At 68.5% G+C, this 20,306-nt stretch carries 16 protein-coding genes; 11 read left to right on the top strand and 5 right to left on the bottom strand.

Annotated elements, in window-relative coordinates; translation table 11 throughout:
• The first annotated feature begins 31 nt into the window (after positions 1–31).
• From ADBZ6K_RS08925 to ADBZ6K_RS08895, 7 genes are all read left to right on the top strand, one after another.
• A complete protein-coding gene (locus tag ADBZ6K_RS08925; RefSeq protein WP_526345614.1) occupies positions 32–1,024 on the top strand; it encodes a magnesium transporter CorA family protein in 993 nt (330 codons plus the stop codon).
• Positions 1,025–1,355: 331 nt separating this feature from the next.
• Positions 1,356–2,813 carry an HNH endonuclease signature motif containing protein gene (locus ADBZ6K_RS08920; RefSeq protein ID WP_526345612.1) on the top strand — a complete coding sequence of 486 codons (1,458 nt, stop codon included), beginning with the start codon at positions 1,356–1,358 and terminating at the stop codon, positions 2,811–2,813.
• 409 nt (positions 2,814–3,222) lie between these two features.
• Complete coding sequence (gene galE, locus ADBZ6K_RS08915) at positions 3,223–4,176, top strand: UDP-glucose 4-epimerase GalE (protein WP_526345610.1); 954 nt, start codon at positions 3,223–3,225, stop codon at positions 4,174–4,176.
• A gap of 51 nt (positions 4,177–4,227) precedes the next feature.
• Complete coding sequence (gene recC / locus ADBZ6K_RS08910; protein WP_526345608.1) at positions 4,228–7,527, top strand: exodeoxyribonuclease V subunit gamma; 3,300 nt, start codon at positions 4,228–4,230, stop codon at positions 7,525–7,527.
• On the top strand, positions 7,524–10,826 hold the full coding sequence (gene recB, locus ADBZ6K_RS08905) for an exodeoxyribonuclease V subunit beta (protein WP_526345606.1): 3,303 nt from the start codon (positions 7,524–7,526) through the stop codon (positions 10,824–10,826). The genes recC and recB overlap by 4 nt, the downstream gene beginning before the upstream one ends.
• An 83-nt stretch (positions 10,827–10,909) precedes the next feature.
• Entirely contained in the window at positions 10,910–12,586 is a 1,677-nt protein-coding gene (gene recD, locus ADBZ6K_RS08900) for an exodeoxyribonuclease V subunit alpha (protein WP_526345865.1), read from the top strand.
• A gap of 142 nt (positions 12,587–12,728) precedes the next feature.
• A complete protein-coding gene (locus ADBZ6K_RS08895; protein ID WP_526345604.1) occupies positions 12,729–13,238 on the top strand; it encodes a hypothetical protein in 510 nt (169 codons plus the stop codon).
• Between the two features lie 159 nt (positions 13,239–13,397).
• Here the strand turns inward: ADBZ6K_RS08895 and ADBZ6K_RS08890 are convergent, their stop codons facing one another.
• From ADBZ6K_RS08890 to ADBZ6K_RS08875, 4 genes are all read right to left on the bottom strand, one after another.
• The gene (locus ADBZ6K_RS08890; protein ID WP_526345602.1) at positions 13,398–13,568 is read right to left on the bottom strand and encodes a hypothetical protein; all 171 of its coding nucleotides are present in this window, start codon (positions 13,566–13,568) and stop codon (positions 13,398–13,400) included.
• Between the two features lie 148 nt (positions 13,569–13,716).
• Positions 13,717–14,370, bottom strand: coding sequence for a GNAT family N-acetyltransferase (locus ADBZ6K_RS08885; protein WP_526345600.1), 654 nt, complete (start codon positions 14,368–14,370; stop codon positions 13,717–13,719).
• A gap of 23 nt (positions 14,371–14,393) precedes the next feature.
• The gene (gene glp / locus ADBZ6K_RS08880; protein WP_526345598.1) at positions 14,394–15,662 is read right to left on the bottom strand and encodes a molybdotransferase-like divisome protein Glp; all 1,269 of its coding nucleotides are present in this window, start codon (positions 15,660–15,662) and stop codon (positions 14,394–14,396) included.
• A 67-nt stretch (positions 15,663–15,729) separates the two neighbouring features.
• Positions 15,730–16,641 carry a UTP--glucose-1-phosphate uridylyltransferase gene (locus ADBZ6K_RS08875; RefSeq protein WP_526345596.1) on the bottom strand — a complete coding sequence of 304 codons (912 nt, stop codon included), beginning with the start codon at positions 16,639–16,641 and terminating at the stop codon, positions 15,730–15,732.
• Positions 16,642–16,745: 104 nt separating this feature from the next.
• Here ADBZ6K_RS08875 and ADBZ6K_RS08870 point away from each other — a divergent pair, with 104 nt between their 5' ends.
• The 4 genes from ADBZ6K_RS08870 to mscL all read left to right on the top strand — a co-directional run bounded on the left by ADBZ6K_RS08870 (position 16,746) and on the right by mscL (position 19,176).
• Positions 16,746–17,339: a 5-formyltetrahydrofolate cyclo-ligase gene (locus ADBZ6K_RS08870; RefSeq protein ID WP_526345594.1), complete on the top strand. Its 594-nt coding sequence runs from the start codon at positions 16,746–16,748 to the stop codon at positions 17,337–17,339.
• Between the two features lie 70 nt (positions 17,340–17,409).
• Positions 17,410–17,742: an FmdB family zinc ribbon protein gene (locus ADBZ6K_RS08865; RefSeq protein WP_526345592.1), complete on the top strand. Its 333-nt coding sequence runs from the start codon at positions 17,410–17,412 to the stop codon at positions 17,740–17,742.
• 68 nt (positions 17,743–17,810) lie between these two features.
• A complete protein-coding gene (locus ADBZ6K_RS08860; protein ID WP_526345590.1) occupies positions 17,811–18,470 on the top strand; it encodes an SAF domain-containing protein in 660 nt (219 codons plus the stop codon).
• A 250-nt stretch (positions 18,471–18,720) separates the two neighbouring features.
• The gene (gene mscL, locus ADBZ6K_RS08855; RefSeq protein WP_526345588.1) at positions 18,721–19,176 is read left to right on the top strand and encodes a large-conductance mechanosensitive channel protein MscL; all 456 of its coding nucleotides are present in this window, start codon (positions 18,721–18,723) and stop codon (positions 19,174–19,176) included.
• 70 nt (positions 19,177–19,246) lie between these two features.
• Here mscL and mspA read toward each other — a convergent pair whose 3' ends face one another.
• On the bottom strand, positions 19,247–19,882 hold the full coding sequence (gene mspA, locus ADBZ6K_RS08850) for a porin MspA (RefSeq protein ID WP_526345586.1): 636 nt from the start codon (positions 19,880–19,882) through the stop codon (positions 19,247–19,249).
• Positions 19,883–20,306 lie beyond the last annotated feature (424 nt).

The raw sequence follows: 20,306 nt of genomic DNA, 5'->3' as shown, positions 1-20,306 counted from the left end.
GGCGGCGCTGCTGCGCTGACATGATGAGCCGGTGACCGCGGTGCACGGCCGGGTGTGGCGAGCCGGCAAACCCCAGGACGACTTCGAGTTCACCGCCATCTCCGAGTACCTCGCCGAACCCGACACCCTCGTCTGGGTGGATGTGTACGACCCCGACCACGCCCTGCTTACCGATCTGGCCGACGAACTCGGACTGAACTCGTGGGCGGTCGAGGACGCCATCGGGGAAGCCGAACGCACCAAGGCCGTCATCTACCACACCCATACGTTCTTCACGGTGTACGCCGTCGACATCGAGGTGCCGCCCCCCACCGACGACACCAGGCCGAACCTGTCGATCCATCGGGTCTCCGGCTTCGTGCTGCCGCGCGGCCTGATCACCGTGCGGCTGTCCCCGTGCGTCGACATCGCAACAGTCACGGAGCGTTTCGACGAGCTTGGCGGGCAGGAGTACGGCGTCGGCTCGCTGGTGCACGGCCTACTCGATGTCGTGGTGGACGGTCACTTCGAGGCGGTCCAGGCGCTCGACGACCGCATCGAGGCCATCGAGGACGACCTGTTCGGCGACGGACGCCCACGCCACGGCCTGCAGCGGCAGATGTTCACCCTGCGCAAGGACCTGGTCCAGTTGCGCCGGGTGGTGTTGCCGATGCGTGAGGTCATCAACGCCATCCAGCATCGGCGGCTGGACGCCAAGACCGCGCCGGAACTCGATCCGCTCTACGCCGACCTGTACGACCACGTGCTGCGAGCCTCAGAATGGACGGAATCGCTGCGCGACATGGTCACCACCGTGTTCGAGACCAACCTGTCGCTTCAGGACGCGCGCCTGAACAACGTGATGAAGAAGCTGAGCGGCTGGGCGGCGATCATCGCGGTGCCCACGGCGATCACCGGGTTCTACGGCCAAAACGTGCTGTACCCGGGCATCAACACGGTGGGCGGGTTCGTCGTGAGCAGCGCCGTCATCGCGGTCCTGGTGGTGCTGCTGTACCTGATGTTCCGTCGCAACGACTGGCTCTGATTTTCCTCGGGATGTGTGCACGCTGTTGCGCGCGCCGAAACCAACGTGCATGAATCGCCACCAGTCCCTGAGTCAGCGCGCCAGCGGGCTGGTCGCCCCGGACGCGGAGCGGGTGTGTCTGCTCGGGTCTACCCACCGCGGCCAGCGTCGCCCACCTACTGCACTGAGTGCGTGTCCGCGGCGGACACTCCGTCGAAATCTCAAAGTCTCCGCACGCTCGCGCGGTGACCTCTTCCGCTGGCGCGGGTGACGAATTCCGTTGGTGCGGTGTGGATCCAGTAGCTTCATCTCGTCCGGAAACTTGTCGGACCCTCACACTAGCGTTCGATGTATGGACTCGTGCAGTGTTGATACCGCGGTCGCGCACTTGCGCGCGGGTATGGACCTGCTGGCCGGACTGGACGCTGAGGCGTTGTCCGACCGCGCGGTGCTGGGAGTACTCGACGACATCGAAGTGCTGCGCCGGCGCCTACCCGCCCTGGACCACCGGCTGCTGGCCCAGCTGACCGCGCACGCCTCCCCGGTCGCGTTGGGCGCCAAGAATATGGTGCAGGTGCTGGCCGAACGGCTGCGGATCTCCACCGGTGAAGCCCGGCGCCGGTTGGCCGAGGCCGACGATCTGGGACCCCGGCGCGCGATCACCGGGGAACCCCTCACACCGCGGCTGGCGGCCACCGCCGCCGCCCAAGCCGCCGGTCAGATCAACGCCGAACACGTCACCATCATCCGACGCTTCTTCGACGACCTGCCCCACGCCGTCGACGCCCACACCCGCGAACTCGCCGAGACCAACCTGGCCAGTATCGCGACGGGACACCGCCCCGAAGGGTTACGCCAAGCCGCCACCCGCCTGGCCGCGCTGCTGAACCCCGACGGGACACTCGACGACGACCGCGACCGGGCCCGCAAACGCGGCCTCACCCTAGGCAAACAGGGCACCGACGGGATGTCACCGATCACCGGGTATCTCGACCCGCTGGCGCGGGCCACCATCGAAGCCGTGTTCGCCAAGTTGGCCGCCCCCGGGATGGCCAACCCCGACGACGACAAACCCGTGATCGACGGGCAGCCGACCGAGGAGCAGATCCGCCGCGACATCCGCACCCCGGCCCAACGCCACCACGACGCCCTGACCGCGATGGGCCGCGCCATGCTGGCCTCGGGAGCGCTCGGCCAACACCACGGGCTGCCCGCCATGATCATCATCACCACCACCCTGGCCGAGTTGGAGGCGGCCGTGCGGTTGCGGCCCGGACCCACCGGCTACGCCCTCACCGCCGCCGGCACCCTGATACCGATGCGTGACGTGGTACGCCTGGCCAGCCACTCCCACCAGTGCCTGGTGATCTTCGACAACCACCGCCAAATCCCGCTCTACCTGGGGCGCACGAAGCGGTTGGCCTCGGCCGGGCAGCGCCTCGTGTTACTGGCCCGCGACCGCGGCTGCACCAAGCCCGGCTGCACCACCGGCGGGTACTACACCCAAGCCCACCACGTCACCGGCTGGGCCAACAACGGACAAACCGACATCGACGACCTCACCCTGGCCTGCGGCCCGGACAACCGGCTCATCGAAACCACCGCATGGACCACCCACACCCGCGCCGACGGACTCATCGAATGGAACCCCCCACCCGACCTCGACACCGGCCAACACCGCATCAACCACCTCCACCACCCCGAACGCCTCCTGGCGCCCGACAACAACATCAACAACACCAACCACAACGACAACGACAACGACAACGACAACGACGGGGAGGAAGTAGACGAACACGACAGCGGATGAGGCGAAAGCCGCGGTTCCGTACCACCGTCGGCTGAAGTCGCCTCCCGGCGAGGATGTCCGCCTGCGGTCAGCTATCGGTTCGCCGACAGCTGCAGAAGGTTGCCGCGGATGTGATTGACCAACACAGCAGGCCTGCTGATCGCAGGCCGAATGCCCTACCGCGTGCGGTGGCCGTCCACCAGATTCGAACAAGTGATGACCAGGCTGAAACTGAGACACACTGCTGGTTCTGTTCATCGTCGCAGCCTGCGGCCATACGCGAACCCGGTTCGAATATGGTGCAATCTCTTCGGAACGTTGCCCTTGTAGAAATGCTGAGTCCGCCGCATTCGGCGAACCGGGGTGGCGGGGGCACTACAGGATGGCACCGTCCGCTGCCGAAGCAGGCGTATTGGGTTAGGAAGGGCACATGAAACTCCTCGTGACTGGCGGAGCGGGCTACGTCGGCAGCATCTGCGCGCAGGTCCTGCTGGAACGCGGCCATGACGTCGTGGTGGTTGATGACCTGTCCACGGGCAATGCCGACGCCGTGCCGGCGGGAGCGCGGTTCGTCGAAGCGGATATGGTCGACGCGGCGCCGTCCCTGCTCGCCGAGGGGTGCGATGGCGTCCTGCACTTCGCTGCGAAATCACTTGTCGGTGAGTCGGTTACGGCACCCGAACGATACTGGCACGGCAATGTGGTCAAGACCCTGCAGCTGCTGGAGGCGATGCGTAATGCACAGACGCCGCGACTCGTATTCTCCTCCACCGCTGCGACTTACGGCGAGCCGGAGGTCGTGCCCATCACCGAGGACGCGCCGACGCGCCCGACCAACGCCTACGGCGCAACCAAACTGGCCATCGACCTCGCGATCACGTCCTACGCGGCGGCCCACGGCCTTGCGGCGACGAGCCTGCGGTACTTCAATGTCGCCGGGGCCTATGCGGGCCTCGGGGAGCGCCACGCGACCGAAACACACCTCATCCCGCTGGTTCTGCAGGTGGCCACCGGCCAGCGCAGTGAGATCCTGGTGTTCGGCTCCGACTGGCCCACCGAGGACGGGACAGCGGTGCGCGACTACATCCACATTCGCGACCTCGCCGACGCCCACGTCCTCGCGCTCGAGACCGCGCAGCCCTCGACCCACCGCATCTACAACCTGGGCAGCGGAACGGGATTTTCGGTGCGCGAGGTCATCTCCTGCTGCGAGCGGGTGACGGGCCTCACTTTGACGTCGAAAGACGTCGACCGGCGGCCCGGCGATCCCGCGGTGCTGATCGCGTCGAGCGAGAGAGCGATGGCCGAACTCGGCTGGCGCCCGCAGCGCACCAGCCTCGACCTGATCGTCTCCGACGCGTGGGAGTTCACCCGCGCCCGCTGACGGACGACCCCGCCCCGACGATGTCGCAGTGGGCGCTTAGGGTGACTGTCGATGGCGCTTCACCTTCACCGTGCCGATCGATGCGACCTGCTCGCCGACGGGCTCGGGGCATTGCTTTCCGAGCCGCAGCCCGATCCGTTCGCCGCCGAACTGGTTCTCGTGTCCGCCCGGGGAATGGAACGCTGGCTCAGCCAACGCCTCTCCCACCGCCTCGGCGGCGGCTGCGAAGCCGACGGAGTGTGCGCAGGGGTGGACTTCCGCTCACCGACATCGCTGATCGCCGAGATCACCGGCACCTCCCACGGGGATCATTGGTCCGCGGACGCTCTGACCTGGCCGCTGCTTGAAGCGATCGACGCCAGCCTCGACGAGCCCTGGTGCAAGGTGCTCGCAAAGCACCTTGGGCACTTCGACAGCGGCGACGAGGCCGGGCAGCGGCGCGGCAGGCGGTACGCGGTGGCGCGTCGGCTGGCCGGTCTGTTCGCCTCCTACGGTCTGCAACGCCCCGCGCTGCTGGCCGACTGGCTCGACGGCGACGCCACCGACGGGGCCGGCGGGCGCCTCGATGACGACCTGACCTGGCAGCCGCACCTGTGGCGTGCTGTCGTGGGGCGAATCGATGCGCCACCACCGCACCTCCGGCACGCCGAAACCATCGCCCGGCTGCGGGAAGGCCCAAGCGACCTACCCGCCCGCCTGTCGCTGTTCGGCCACACCCGGCTGCCCGCCACCGAGCTCGAACTGCTTGCAGCGCTTGCCCTCCACCACGATCTACACCTGTGGCTGCCGCATCCCAGCGATGAGCTGTGGCGCGCATTGGGGGATAGACGCGGTCGCATCGCGCGCCGCGACGACACCGGCCACCGTATGGTCGGGCATCCGCTGCTGGCCACGCTCGGCCGCGATCTCCGCGAACTGCAGCGCACCCTCCCCCGGCCCGACTCCGACGAGTATCTCGGTGCCGCAGGCGATCCCGATACGCTGCTGGGCTGGCTGCAGTCCGATATCGCCGCGAACCGTGTTCGGCCACATGGCCGTGCACACCATCGCGGCGATCGCTCCGTACAGGTGCACAGTTGCCACGGACCCTCCCGCCAGATCGACGTGCTTCGCGAGGTCCTGCTCGGCCTGCTCGCCGACGACCCGACGCTGGAGCCGCGCGACATCCTGGTGATGTGCCCCGACATCGAGACGTACGCACCACTGGTCGTCGCTGACTTCGGCCTGGGCGACGTGCTGACCGGTGCGCACCCCGCCCACCGGCTCCGGGTCCGCCTGGCCGACCGCTCCCCGATCCAGACCAATCCGCTGCTGGGTGTGGCCGCTCAGCTGCTGGCGCTGGCCGGCGGTCGCGCCACGGCCAGCGGCGTTCTGGACTTCGCCCAGACCCCGGCCGTCCGTGCGCGGTTCGGGTTCAGCGACGACGACCTCGACGACCTCACCCGGTGGGTTCGTCAGGCCAACATCCGGTGGGGCTTCGACCAGTCGCACCGCGAGCCGTTCGGCGTCGACTTCGTCCACAACACATGGCGATTCGGCATAGACCGGGTGCTGGCAGGTGTCGCACTGTCCGACGACGCACACGCCTGGATCGGCAGCACGCTGCCGCTCGACGACGTCGGCAGCAATCGGGTCGAGCTGGCAGGTCAGCTCGCGGAGTACGTCGATCGGCTGCACCGCGCGGTCGGTTCGCTGAGCGGTGTGCGTCCGATGTGTGACTGGCTGCACGCGCTGAGCGATGGCGTGGACCTGCTGACCCGTGTCGGCGACGACGACGTCTGGCAGGCCAGTCAGCTGCGGCGGGAGTTCGCCGATGTGATCGCCGGAGCCGGCGACCGCTCGGGCACCGAGATGCGGCTCTCCGACATCAGTGCGCTACTCGACCGGCGGCTGGCCGGCCGACCGACCCGGGCGAACTTCCGCACGGGCACGCTGACCGTCTGCACTATGGTGCCGATGCGGTCCGTGCCGCACCGGGTGGTCTGCCTGGTGGGTCTGGATGACGGCGTGTTCCCACGTCTCGGTGCCGTCGACGGCGACGACGTGCTGGCGCGCAACCCGATGTCGGGTGAGCGCGACATCCGTTCCGAGGACCGGCAATTGCTGCTCGATGCGATCTGCGCGGCCACCGAGACACTCGTGATCACCTACACCGGCGCCAACGAGTTCTCCGGCCGGCCACATCCACCCGCGGTGCCACTCGTCGAACTGCTCGACACCCTCGACCGCACGACTGCTGCCGCCGTCCGTGATGCTGTCGTCACACAGCACCCGCTGCAGCCCTTCGACATTCGCAACGTCGAGCGAGGTGCCCTGGTCGCAGGCACACCGTTCACCTTCGACCCCACCGTGCTGCGGGCCGCACGCGCGGCGGGCGGGCAGCGCGCCGAACGGCCCGCGTTCGTCGGCGGGCCGCTGCCGCCCCGACCACCCGACGACGTCGGATTGGCCGACCTGGCAGGCTTTTTCAGAGATCCCGTCAAGGGATTCTTCCGCGCGCTCGACTACACGCTGCCATGGGAGGTGGACGGCGTCAGCGACAGCATGCCGGTCGAGATCGACGCACTCGAGGAGTGGACGGTCGGCGACCGGATGCTCAACGACATGCTGCGGGGGATGACAGCCGACGAGGCCAGGCAGGCCGAGTGGCGCCGCGGCACGCTGCCGCCGGGTCAGCTCGGCTGGCGAAGGGCCGCCGAGATCCGGAACCAGGCTGAACTATTGGCCGCCGCGGCCGCCCGGCTGCGGAGCACCGCGACACACGCCCACGATGTGGACATCGACCTCGGCGCGGGACGGCGTCTCACCGGAACGGTTGCCCCGGTCTTCGGTGACCGGCTGATGTCGGTCACCTACTCGAAGCTGGGCGGCAGGCATCTTCTCGAAGCGTGGATTCCGTTGCTGGCCTTGGCCGCCACCCACCCCGGCGGGCACTGGTCGGCCATCTGCATCGGCCGCCAGAAGCGTGGCACCACACCCCGCACCGTCGTGCTCGGCGCTCCTGCGGCCGATGCCGTCGCACTCCTGCGCGACCTGGTGGCGATGTACGACGCCGGACGCCGCGAACCGCTTCCCCTGCCCGTCAAGACGTCGTTCGCGTGGGCGGAGGCCAGGCACGGCGGCGGTGATCCCGAGCAGTCCGCACGATATCGATGGGAATCCAACGATCGGTACCCCGGCGAAGACCGCGAACCCGCCCACATTCGGGCATGGGGTGCCAACGCGAGATTGGCCGACCTCATGGCGCCGCTGCGGCCAGGCGAGGATCACCACGGTGAGAGGCACCGGCTGGGCGCCTACGCCGCGCGCCTGTGGCTGCCCCTGCTGCGCGCCGAACGGGGTGAGTCGTGACGGAGCGCTTCGACCTCCTGGGGCCGTTACCCGCCCCACGCTCCACCACCGTGTTGGAGGCCAGCGCAGGCACCGGCAAGACGTTCGCGCTCGCCGGCCTCGTGACGCGGTACATCGCCGAAGGCGAAGCGACACTGGACCAGATGCTGCTCATCACCTTCGGTCGAGCGGCCAGCCAGGAACTTCGTGAGCGGGTGCGTGATCAGATCGTCGACGCTCTCACGGCGTTCGACAACCCACCGACCACCCCCAACGAACTGATCGAGCATCTCCTCACCGGCACGGACCAAGAGCTCGCCACCCGTCGCGAGCGCCTGCGGGATGCGCTGGCCGGGTTCGATGCCGCGACCATCGCCACCACCCACCAGTTCTGCCAGTTGGTGCTCAAGTCGCTCGGCGTGGCAGGTGACACCGATACCGGCGTGACCCTCGTCGAGACGCTCGATGACCTGGTGACCGAGATCGTCGGCGATTTGTACCTCGCCGGGTTCGGTCGCGAACGCGACGATCCGATGCTGACCTTCGGCGACGCATTGCGCCTGGCGCGTGAGGTGGTGGCCAATCCCGGCGCGCAGCTGCGGCCCGACGATCCCGAGCCCGGCTCCCGGGCGGCGGTGTCAATCGGTTTCGCGGAAGATGTTCTTGCCGAACTAGATAGACGGAAGCGGCGGTTGGGGATACTCGGCTACGACGACCTGCTGAGCAGGCTGGCCACGGCGCTGGGCGCCGATGACTCCCCGGCCCGCACCCGGATGCGCCGCCGGTGGCCGATCGTGATGGTCGACGAATTCCAGGACACCGACCGGGTGCAGTGGCAGGTGCTCGATCGGGCCTTCACCGGTCATTCGACGCTGATCCTGATCGGCGACCCCAAACAGGCCATCTACGCCTTCCGCGGCGGGGACATCGTCACCTACCTCAAGGCGGCCGAGACCGCCGGGCACAAGAAGACACTCGGCACGAACTGGCGCAGCGACGGTGCGCTGGTCCAGCGACTGCAGGCGGTGCTGAGGGGGGCGGCCCTGGGCGCCCCGGCCATCGTCGTACACGACATTGCCGCCCACCACGAGGGCTCGCGGCTTTCCGGCGCCCCCAGGAACGACCCGTTCCGGCTGCGGGTGGTCCAGCGAAAGACGTTTGGGCGCAGAGGGGTACAGAATCTCGGCATCGCCGATCTGCGCGACCACATCGGCCGAGACCTCGCTGCCGACATCGCGGCCCTGCTGGCCGCCGATGCGACCTTCGGGGGCAGGAAGGTCCGGGCGCGCGACGTCGCGGTGATCGTCGAGACGCACAAGGACGCCCGCACCTGCTACCGGGCACTGTCCGAGGCGGGCATCCGCGCGGTGTACACCGGCGACTCCGACGTGTTCGACTCGGAGGCGGCGGACGACTGGCTGTGCCTGCTCGAGGCGTTCGATCAGCCCCACCGGGTCGGGTTGGTGCGTGCGGCCGCGGCCACCATGTTCTTCGGGGAGACAGCGGAAACTCTGGTAGCCGGCGGTGATTCGCTTACGGACAAGGTGGCCGCAACACTTCGGCAGTGGGCCGGATACGCCCGGGAACGCGGCATCGCGGCAGTCTTCGAGGCCGCCCAGCTGAGCGGCATGGCCGACCGCGTGCTGTCCTGGGAGCGCGGCGAGCGGCAGATCACGGATCTGGCGCATGTGACGCAGTTGCTCCAAGATGTCGCCCACCGCGAACGGCTCAACCTGCCCGCGCTGCGCGACTGGCTGCGTAAACAGCGCGACGACCGGAGCGGCGCAGCCGAACGCAGCCGCAGGCTGGACAGCGACGCCGCGGCCGTGCAGATCATGACCGTGTGGGTCAGCAAGGGTCTGCAGTACCCTATCGTCTACCTGCCGTTCGCCTTCAATCGCTATGTGCCCGAACGTGATCTCACGTTGTTCCACGATGAGGACGGTGTCCGCTGCCTTTACGTGGGCGACAAGGACAGCCCGGATTTCTCGGCGGTCAGCCGGCTGGGCCGCACGGAAGCCGCCTCTGATGACAGCCGCCTCACCTATGTCGCGTTGACGCGCGCGCAGGCGCAGGTGGTGGCGTGGTGGTCACCGGCGTACGACGAACCCAACGGCGGGTTGTCCCGGCTGTTGCGCGGCCGCCGCCCCGGCGAGTCGACGGTTCCCGACAAGGTCCTGCCGGCGAAGGTCGGCGACGAGGAGGCGCTCGGGAGGTTTCGGGAGTGGGAGGCGGCTGGCGGTCCGGTGATCGAGGAATCGATTGTGGCGGAGCCGGTGTCGGTGCCGACAGGGAGAACCCCGGCAGCTCTGGATGCCCGCCATTTCCATCGCAGCGTCGACACGACGTGGCGGCGAACTTCCTACTCGGCGCTGATCCGGCCCGCAGAGACCACCGGCGTCAGCAGCGAGCCCGAAGCCGCCGAGCTCGACGACGAAGCCGCCGATATCCCCGTGGCGCAACCTGCGTCCGGATCCGACATCCCCTCCCCGATGGCGCATCTCCCCACCGGCGCGAAATTCGGCAGCCTGGTGCATGCCGTGCTCGAGACGGCCGACCCGATGGCGGCGGACCTGGCCGCCGAGCTGGAATCCGAGATCATGACCCACTCCGTGTGGTGGCCGGTGGACGTGCCGGCAGCCGATCTCGCCGCGGCGTTGGTTCCCCTGCACGACACCCCGCTCGGTCCGCTCGCCGGCACGCGCACCCTGCGCCAGATTGGCAGGCGGGATCGGTTGCGCGAGTTGGACTTCGAGTTTCCCCTCGCGGGCGGCGACCTGCGGGCCACCGCCGGGGAGGTGCGGCTGCGCGACGTCGGTTCGCTGTTGGCGGCGCTGATCGCGCCCGGGGATGTGCTGGCACCCTATGCCGAGCGGCTCATGGGCACCGCGCTGGGTGGGCAGGTGTTGCGCGGGTATCTATCCGGCTCGGTGGACGCGGTGCTGCGCATTCCGCACGGCCCGGACCATCGATACCTCATCGTCGACTACAAGACGAACTGGCTCGGTGACCCCGGCGGGTCACTGACGGCCGCCGACTATGTCCGCCCGCGACTGGTCGAGGCCATGCTGCACTCCGACTATCCGCTGCAGGCCCTGCTGTACAGCGTGGTGCTGCACCGGTTCCTGCGCTGGCGGCTACCCGGCTACGATCCAAAGCGCCACCTGGGTGGCACACTGTACCTGTTCGTGCGGGGCATGTGTGGCCCACAGACCCCGGCGGTCGACGGGCACCCCGCGGGGGTGTTCAGCTGGCATCCGCCCGCTGCACTGATCACCGCACTGTCCGACCTGCTCGCAGGCGGGCGGGTGCCGTCGTGACGACCGGCGCCGATCGCGCATCGGCGGCCGGCGGGGAGCCGGTCGATCCGATCGGCTGGCGTCGCGCGCTCGGCGCCTGCGGCCTGCTGCGTACGTTCAACGACGCCGAGGTGCTCGACTCGGCGGATGTCCATGTGGCGCAAAGACTGACGACGATGACCGGCGAGACCGACGAACGCGTCGGACTGGCCGTCGCACTGGCGGTGCGGGCGCTTCGGGCCGGGTCGGTGTGCGTGGACCTGCGGGCGATCGAGCGGCAGGTCGCCGCGGACACCCTGCCCTGGCCCACCCCGGACGACTGGGTGGCCGCACTGCGGAAGAGTCCGCTGGCCGGGTCGCCGCCGGTGCTGCGACTCGAGGGTGACCTGCTGTACCTGGACCGCTACTGGCGCGAGGAACAACAGGTCGCCGACGACGTGCTGGCGATGCTGGGCGCGCGGCCGCAGGGACCGCTGCCCGACGTCGGCGAGCTCTTCCCCGCCGGCTTCGATGAACAACGCCGGGCCGCACAGATCGCGCTGACGCAGCGGCTGACGGTGCTCACCGGGGGGCCGGGCACCGGCAAGACGACGACGGTCGCGCGGCTGCTGGCACTGTTCGCCGAGCAGGCCGAGCTGACCGGCGGTCAGGTGCCGCGCATCGCCCTGGCCGCCCCGACCGGTAAGGCGGCGGCCCGCCTGCAGGAGGCGGTGCAGCGCGAAGTCGACGCCCTGGACGACCGTCACCGGCGGCGCCTGGCCGGTCTTCGCGCGACCACGCTGCACCGCTTGCTCGGCAGCGGCCGCGAGACCCTCTCGCGCTTTCGCCACCACCGTGGGAACCGGCTGCCCCACCACGTGGTCGTCGTCGACGAGACGTCGATGGTGTCACTGACGATGATGGCCCGGGTGCTGGAGGCCGTCCGCCCGGATAGCCGGCTACTGCTGGTCGGCGACGCCGACCAGCTGGCCTCCGTCGAGGCGGGCGCGGTGCTCGCCGACCTCGTCGACGGACTCGGATCCCGCGATGACACGCAGATCGCGTCGCTGCGGACGTCCCACCGATTCGGCCGGTCGATCGCCGAGGTGGCCAATGCCATCCGCATCGGCGACGCCGACCGGACCGTCGAACTGCTGGCCTCCGGCGGCGAGCACGTCGAGTGGATCCCCGACGATGGTCCGGGCGAATCGCTGCGCAGCCTCCTCGTCACGCATGCGCTCGAACTCCGCCGGGCGGCTGTCCTGGGTGACGCGGCGGCTGCGCTTGGTGCGATGGAGGCGCACCGGTTGCTGTGCGCGCACCGGCGCGGCCCGTTCGGTGTCGCCCACTGGAACCGGCAGGTTGAGCGCTGGCTCACGGAGGCGACCGGCGAGCCGATCTGGTCGGCGTGGTATCCCGGCAGGCCGATCCTGGTCACGAGGAACGACCACGGTCTTGGTCTCTACAACGGCGACACCGGCGTCACGATGCTCGACGACGGGGCGTTGCGCGCTGTCATCGCCGGAGCAGGCCGGACGTCGGAGTTCGCCACCGGCCGGCTCGCCGACGTCGACACGATGCACGCGATGACCATCCATAAGAGTCAGGGCAGCCAGTCCGACGAAGTCACCGTCCTGCTGCCGCCGGAGGATTCACGGCTGCTGACGCGGGAGCTGTTCTACACGGCAGTGACCAGGGCCAAGCGGCGGGTGCGGGTCGTCGGCCCCGAGGCATCGCTGCGGGCGGCGATCGAGCGGCGTGCCGTGCGGGCGTCAGGTCTGCGCACGCGGCTGCAGGCCTGATAGGCCTGATAGTCCCTGATAGGCCATTTCGCCTTCTCCCCGAGATCCGCGCTGCGGTCGTCGGCCCAGTTATCCACAGCCCCTGCGCACAACTGGGCACGGCCGACGGTGTTCTGTCGGTCGGCGCCGCGACCATCCCGGCATGTGGAAGGCATTCGTCGGCACCGAAGCCATCGCCGAGGGCAAACTGACGCGTGGGCAGCTGCGCTGGAACCACGTTGCGGCCCACCCCAATGTGTACGTCCCGAAGGGACTCGAGCGCACGGTGCCCGTCAACGCCTATGCGGCCTGGCTGTGGACCGGCCGCAAAGGTGTCATCGCGGGCCGGTCGGCCGCCGCACTGCACGGCGCGCAGTGGGTCGACCCGTCCATACCAGTCGAGATCATCACGGCGCACACCCGTCCCAGAGCGGGCGTCGTCGTGCGGGAGGAGAGGATCGGCGTCGACGAACCGATGGTCTGGCTCGATTATGAAGGGGCACAACATATGTCGGACCGGAAGCAATACATTCGCGACATTGGCCGGGCCGAGATGATCGAAAGTGAAGGCTGGATCGACCTGCGGGTGGTCGCCGAACACAGTCGCGCATACATCGTCCATCGGGTGCGCGAGGCGTTCGCTCGGCGAGGCTATCTCCCGAAATCCGCATGAGGGTCGCTCACGGCCGACACCTCTCGCCCAGATCGGCGCGAAGGTCGCCCGCTGACGGTATTGACGACCACTGTGCAGATGTCGACGCAAACGGGGCCGAGCCCTTGGCCAGACACGCCGATGGGCACCCTCCCTGGGTGCCCATCGGCGTGTGGGGTTTTAGCGGCCGCTGTGGCGCACGGTGTTGTCGACGTGGGGGACGGTGACGGTGGGTTGGATGTCCTGGATCCAGCCGTGGTGGTCGATGTCGGCCTGAGCGGGGGCGGCGAAGCCGAACAGGCCTGCGGCCAGGGCGCCTGCGGTCAGGGCGGAGAGGGCGAACTTCTTCATGGTGATCACTCCCGGTGATGTCGTAGCGGCGGTGAAGCGGTGGTGCTTCGTGCCGGTCTGACTGTCTAAACCAGCAGGTCAGGGGATTAATTCCGGTGGCAGGAATTGATCGCCGACTGGCAGGAAATCGCCTACCGCCCAGGGCTCGTCAGGTCCACTGGGCGCGACCGCCGCGCACCAGCGCGGAAGCGGCGGAGCCGTTGAGCTCCTCGACGGTGAGGGCGACGAGCAGGTGGTCACGCCAACCGCCGGCGACGTCCAGATACCGCTGCAGCAGACCCTCCTCGCGGAAGCCCACCTTGCGCAAAACGGCCCTGCTCGCGACATTTTCCGGGCGCACCGTGGCCTCCACCCGGTGGAGCATGACCGGCCCGAAGGCGTGGTCGACACCGAGGGCCAGGGCCGCGGTCGCCACGCCGCCGCCGGTGAAGCCCCGGGCCACCCAGTAGCCGATCCAGGCCGAGCGCAGCGCGCCGTGCGTGATGTTGCCGATCGTCAACTGACCCACAAACCGATCGTCGAGCTCGATCACGTACGGCAGCATGCGCCCCTTGCGCGCCTCCGAGCGCAGGCCCGAACACACCGCAGGCCAGGACGACACCGCGTGCCGCACCTCCCAGTCGACGCCGGTGGCCGGCTCCCACGGCTCCAGGTGAGCTCGCTCGGCCAGCCGGATGCGGCTCCACTGCGCAGCGTCGCGCAACCGCACCGGACGCAGCGCCACTACGCCGGCGGCCACCCGCAACGGCCCGACCGCCTGCGGCCAGCCCGGGTGCGCGGAAGTGGAACGCCACAGGTTCACGTCGATCGGGCCCGTCCGGACGGTCAGCCGCGCTGGGCCAGGAAGGCGACGTCGACGATCTCGCCGGTGCGGATCTCCTCGACACCAGTGGGGACGACCACAAGGCAGTTCGCCTCCGCGAGGGTGGCCAGCAGATGTGAGGAAGCGCCGGGTGCACCGCCGAGCGCCTGCACCAGATACTCGCTGCTGTCCTGATCGCGCATCAGCTGCCCGCGGAGAAAACCCTTGCGACCCGCCACGGAGCTGATCGGCGACAAAGTGCGTGCAGGCACGACGCGACGCATCGGCTGGCGCTTTCCCAGCGACATCCGGATCAGCGGGCGCACCATCACTTCGAACACCACGAGCGCGCTGACCGGGTTGGCCGGCAACAGGAACACCGGCACTCCATCGCGGCCCAGCTGTCCGAACCCCTGCACCGAGCCGGGGTGCATCGCGATGCGGGTGACCTCCATATCGCCCAGTTCACCGAGGACCGACCGGACGCTGTCGGCCGCCGTCCCGCCGACCGCGCCGGCGATCACCACAGCCTCGGCCCGGTTGAGCTGCCCTTCGACCACTTCACGCAACTTCTTGGGATCGGAATCGACGATGCCGACCCGGTTGACCTCGGCGCCGGCATCGCGACCTGCGGCCGCCAGCGCATAGGAGTTGACGTCGTAGACCTGCCCGTTACCCGGTGTCCGGGAGACGTCGACGAGCTCGCCGCCAACCGATATCACCGACAACCGCGGCCGCGGATGCACCAGGACGCGTTCCCTGCCCACCGCGGCCAGCAGTCCGACCTGCGCCGCACCGATGATCGTTCCCGCCCGCACCGCCACGTCACCGGGCTGGACGTCGTCGCCGGTGCGCCGGACGTAGGCGCCCGAACGCACCCCGCGCAGCACCCGCACCCGGTTCTCGCCGCCGTCGGTCCACCGTAGCGGCAGCACGGCGTCGGCAAGTGTCGGCATCGGTGCACCGGTCTGCACCCGGGCTGCCTGGCGCGGCTGCAGCCGGCTCGGTGTCCGCGTACCCGCCAGGATGGAACCCATGACCGGCAGGCTGACCTGGCCGTTGCCCTGCTCCTCGGTGCCGTCGTCGGCGCCTGACGACGCCGCACCGAGAACGTCGACACTGCGGACGGCGTAGCCGTCGATCGCCGCCTGGTCGAAACCGGGCATCGGACGCTCGGTGACGACTTCCTCGGCGCACATCAATCCTTGCGCTTCGGCTATGGCCACCCGCACCGGCCGGGGAGCCACTGCGGCGGCAGCTATCCGAGCCTGCTGCTCCTCCACCGAACGCACAGCACGCCTTTCTCCTGTCTAGGGCCCGAGTTCGAGGTCACCACCGGTCGCCGTCGTTCGTGTGGTTCTAGTGGTCGGCCAAGCCCAGCCGCTCCACCAACCACCGTCGCAGCTCGGGGCCGTAGTCGTCGCGTTCCAATGCAAAGTCAACCGCAGCCTTGAGGTAGCCGCCGGGATTTCCAAGGTCGTGTCGAGACCCTCGATGCACCACGACATGCACGGGATGACCGTCGTCGATCAGCAACGCGATCGCGTCGGTGAGCTGGATTTCGCCGCCCGCGCCACGCGGAACCCGGCGCAGGGCGTCGAATATAGCCCGGTCGAGCACATACCGGCCTGCCGCCGCGTACGGCGACGGGGCGTCCTCCGCCTTGGGCTTCTCCACCATGCCCTTGACCCGCAGCACATCGGGATTCGACGCGTCGGGCACGACCTCGACGTCGAACACGCCGTACGCGCTGATCTCGTCGGCCGGCACCTCGAATGCGCACAGCACCGAGCCGCCGCGCTTGGCCCTGACCTTTGACATCGTCTCCAGCACGCCGGTCGGCAGCACCAGGTCGTCGGGCAGGAGCACGGCGACGGCGTCCTCGTCATCCGACAGGCTGGCCTCGACGCAACCGACCGCATGACCGAGGCCGAGCGGTTCGGCCTGAACGACCGACTCCACCTTGATCAGCGCGGGAGCGCGGCGCACCTTCTCCAGCATCGACTGCTTCCCGCGGGCCTCCAGCGTGCCCTCCAGCACGAGGTCCTCGATGAAGTGCGCGACGACGCTGTCCTTGCCCTCCGAGGTGACGATGACGAGTCGTTCGGCGCCCGCCTCGGCCGCCTCCGCCGCGACGAGTTCGATGCCGGGCGTGTCGACGACCGGTAGCAACTCTTTGGGCACCGTCTTGGTGGCCGGAAGGAACCGCGTGCCCAATCCGGCGGCCGGTACGATCGCGGTCCGGGGAATGGGGACGTCTGGTCGTGTCATCGTTCCCACATTAACCTCCCCAATGTGTGCGGAGCCCCTGAGGTCAGCAGCGACAACGCCCCGATAATGCCCACCGTGCGGCGACGACCGGCACCCGGCCGCAGGTGACGAAGGACGAACTGCGCGCCGCGGTGCTCACAACGCGCCGCGGACTGACGGAGGACGAGCGTACGGCCGAGGCCGACGCGCTGTGCTCGCATCTGGCCGGGCTGCCCGGCGACGGCGGGACGGCCTGCGCGTATGTGCCCGTCGGGCGTGAACCGGGCTCGATCCAGCTAATCGAAACGCTGCGTAGCCAAGGGTTCCGGGTGCTGCTGCCGATCGCCCGGCACGGCGACGACGGCGCGCCGCTCCCCCTCCGGTGGGCCGAGTATCGCCCCGGCCAGGGCGTGCTGGTGGCGGCTCCTTTCGGCCTGCGCGAACCCGCGCCGCCCTGGTTGCCGCCCGAGGCGGTGTCGGCAGCGACGATCATCCTGGTGCCCGCGCTTGCGGTCGACGGCCGGGGCGCGCGGCTGGGCCGCGGGGCCGGCTTCTACGATCGCACGCTCGGACTGGCGTCCCTCGGCGCCCGGCTGGTGGCCGTGGTCAGGGACGAGGAGCTGGTCGACCGGTTACCCTCCGAACCGCACGACGTGCCGATGACGCACGCGTTGACGCCCTCGCGCGGGCTGGTCGCGCTCGGCGGCAATCCGGAATGACCCGGCCCACGTAGCGGTTCTAGCACTTGAACTTGTAGAGTGCTAAAGACTTGACCATCCGGAGGTTTTCGTGCCCACCTACTCCTATGCGTGCACCGAGTGCGACAACCGGTTCGATGCGGTGCAGGCGTTCAGCGACGATGCGCTGACCACATGCCCCGAGTGCTCGGGCCGGCTACGAAAGCTCTTCGGTTCGGTGGGCGTGGTGTTCAAGGGCAGCGGGTTCTACCGCACCGACAGCCGTGACTCGTCTTCGAAGAGTTCCTCCTCCAACGGGTCGACGACCAAGAGCTCGGAATCGTCGAGCAGTGCCTCCGAGAAGTCGTCGCAGAAACCTTCGGATAAGTCGTCCTCCAGCACGTCGAGCTCGAGCAGCTCAACGCCCACGGCCGCCGCAAGCTGAGCGAGGTTATCCACAGGCGCGGATTTCACCCGCGCCACTGACGGCCCGCGCTGCCTACCGTTGGCGCCATGGCCGAGTCGCTTGATCCTTCGCCGCTGACCCGATTGAGTTCGGCGCTGAGGCCCGACTGGGCACGCACGGTGGCCGCGCGGCGGGTGATGGCGGGCGCACTGGTGCTGCTCGCCGCTGCGGCCGCGCTCCGCGCCGATCCGCGTGGCGAGCAGGTGGAGATCATCGTCGCCGCGCGCGACCTGGCACCGGGAGTTCAGCTCACCGTCGACGATGTCCGACTCGAAACCCGTACCGCCACAACGGCTCCCGATGGATCACAGTCCGATCTGGCCGCCGTCGTCGGCGCCACCCTGGCCGGTCCGGCGCGCCGGGGCGAAGCCCTGACCGACGTCCGGGTGCTCGGCTCGCGGCTCGCCGAGGCGACCGTCGGCCCGAACGGCCGAATCGTTCCCCTGCACCTGGCCGACACGGCACTGATCGACCTGATCCGTCCGGGGGACGTGGTCGACGTGCTGGCCGCCGACGGTCCGGAGTCGGGCGACGATCACCGGCCGCGCGTGGTGGCCACCAACGCCGTCGTCGTCCTGGTGTCCGGCGCGCCGACGGGAACAGGCGCGGGCAGCGATCGGGTGGTGCTGGTGGCGCTGCCCGCCCACTCGGCCAACGACGTGGCGGGCGCGACGCTGGTGCAGGCCGTCACACTCACCTTCCACTGACGGGTTCAGCCGGATCGGCGGAGGCAGATCCCAACGACACGGTCGTCAGCACGGACAACGCGACGAGCAAACCCCTCGCGACGGTGGTTACGCGACGGTGCATTCGTCCGGTCATCGCCAATCCCTTCGTGCTCCATCCGGAGAGCCTCCGCACGAAAGCTAACACCGCAGATCGAACACCACGGGGCAGGGCCGACTAACCTTTCCTCTCTGTCAGGCCACACATAACTGCAGAGAGGGTCTTCGCACCATGTTGAAGGGTTTCAGAGAGTTCATCGCGCGGGGCAATGTCATCGATCTGGCCACTGCGGTCGTCATCGGCGCCGCATTCACCGGCTTGGTCACGGCGTTCACCGATAATGTCGTGCAGCCACTCATCAGCCGAATCGGCGCGACTCCCGATTCTGACTACGGTTTCCTGAGGATTCCGCTGGGCGACGAGATCTACATCGACCTCAACGCCGTGGTGACGTCGGCGATCAACTTCCTGATCATCGCCGCGGTCGTGTACTTCGTGATCGTGGTGCCTTACAAGAAGCTCAAGGAACTGGACAAGAAGGTGGAAGTGGAGGAGACCGAACTCACCCTGCTCACCGAGATCCGCGATCTGCTGTCGACCAACGGCTCCAGCGGCAAGCATGTCACCGGCCCGGGTACCGGACCCATCCTAGACACCGCCGAGGTGACCTCCGCCGATAGGGATTGACCACCCGCCCAAACGTCATCAGCCCCCGGATCGAGATCCGGGGGCTGATGACGTTTGGTGCCAGGGAAATCTAGTTCATGTTCCAGGGCTCGCCGTAGGTGGTGACGCTGTCACCGGTCGACGAGATCAGCCGGGCGAACGGACGCAGCAGCACACCACCGGCAGCACCGGTCACGGTGCCGTGCGCGTTGGACACCGCCACACCACCGGCGGGACCGGCGACGTCAACCGAGAAGGTCGCAACTTCCTGGATACCGGGACCATTGCCCAGGTCAGCGCTGATCGACACACCCGGGAACAGGTTCGGGGTGATGACCGAGTTCAGACCGAAGGGAGGACCGGTGAGGTCACCGTCGTCGATCAGGATGTTCGGGGTGGTGTAGCTGAAGTTGATCCCAACACCCAGCGACCAGGGGAAACCGATCTGATAGCCCAACTCCAAGGTGCCCTCGAACTCATCGGCGCCCGGGCCGGCCACGATGTACTTCGCTCGACCGGAGTGGAACCACTCACGGGTCAGCCGGTTGCGGTCAAGGGGAAACACACCGTTGAGGAAGGTGTCCCACTGCTGAATCGTCAGGGTGCGGTCCTGACCGTCAACGAGACTCAGCTCGTTGTCCAGACCTGCGTGCGAGGTGCCAGTGCTCGTGAACAGAGCCGCGATGGCCGCAACCATCGCGATCAGCACCCGACTGATTGCCTTCATGTTCTCCCTAGCTGTGTCGCCGGCAGTCCCGGGGGATCACCGGATGGTTGTGGGTGCCTGGCTGTACCGCTACACCACACACCCGGCAAGACCTCCATGTGAACGGAATTAGAAACCTCACATGTTGTTCTTACGCTTTGCTCATCGTTGACACGAGGAACATAACGGGGAGGCATCCGGGCGGCAACGTAAGCGCGTAGCTGTTGTCGCCCCCATCCGCGGCGTCAACCAGTTTGCTATACCGACCTCAACCCGGCCGGGTCCGGTGCGCGCCGCCAGCCCGACGCGGCCCGATCGCGTGGTCCCCACGGTCGCATAGCCCATGGAAGGGCGGTATCGGACGGCCCGTCAACATCACCCAGTATCCGGCGCATTACGGGAAATCACAGCTCATTGGTGGTGAGGGGGCAGGTTCTCGCGTAGC

The organism is Mycobacterium sp., assembly GCF_044223235.1.
GTDB lineage: Bacteria > Actinomycetota > Actinomycetes > Mycobacteriales > Mycobacteriaceae > Mycobacterium.
Note: the sequence above shows the minus strand (reverse complement) of the source record. Positions and strands in the feature narration are given on the sequence as shown.

What these genes read in the sequence shown, in the direction of transcription:
- ADBZ6K_RS08920 (WP_526345612.1), top strand. Translation starts at nt 1,356, where the DNA reads ATGGACTCGTGCAGTGTTGATACCGCGGTCGCGCACTTGCGCGCGGGT.
- galE (WP_526345610.1), top strand. Translation starts at nt 3,223, where the DNA reads ATGAAACTCCTCGTGACTGGCGGAGCGGGCTACGTCGGCAGCATCTGC.
- recC (WP_526345608.1), top strand. Translation starts at nt 4,228, where the DNA reads ATGGCGCTTCACCTTCACCGTGCCGATCGATGCGACCTGCTCGCCGAC.
- ADBZ6K_RS08895 (WP_526345604.1), top strand. Translation starts at nt 12,729, where the DNA reads ATGTGGAAGGCATTCGTCGGCACCGAAGCCATCGCCGAGGGCAAACTG.
- ADBZ6K_RS08890 (WP_526345602.1), bottom strand. Translation starts at nt 13,568, where the DNA reads ATGAAGAAGTTCGCCCTCTCCGCCCTGACCGCAGGCGCCCTGGCCGCA.
- ADBZ6K_RS08875 (WP_526345596.1), bottom strand. Translation starts at nt 16,641, where the DNA reads ATGACACGACCAGACGTCCCCATTCCCCGGACCGCGATCGTACCGGCC.
- ADBZ6K_RS08860 (WP_526345590.1), top strand. Translation starts at nt 17,811, where the DNA reads ATGGCCGAGTCGCTTGATCCTTCGCCGCTGACCCGATTGAGTTCGGCG.
- mscL (WP_526345588.1), top strand. Translation starts at nt 18,721, where the DNA reads ATGTTGAAGGGTTTCAGAGAGTTCATCGCGCGGGGCAATGTCATCGAT.
- mspA (WP_526345586.1), bottom strand. Translation starts at nt 19,882, where the DNA reads ATGAAGGCAATCAGTCGGGTGCTGATCGCGATGGTTGCGGCCATCGCG.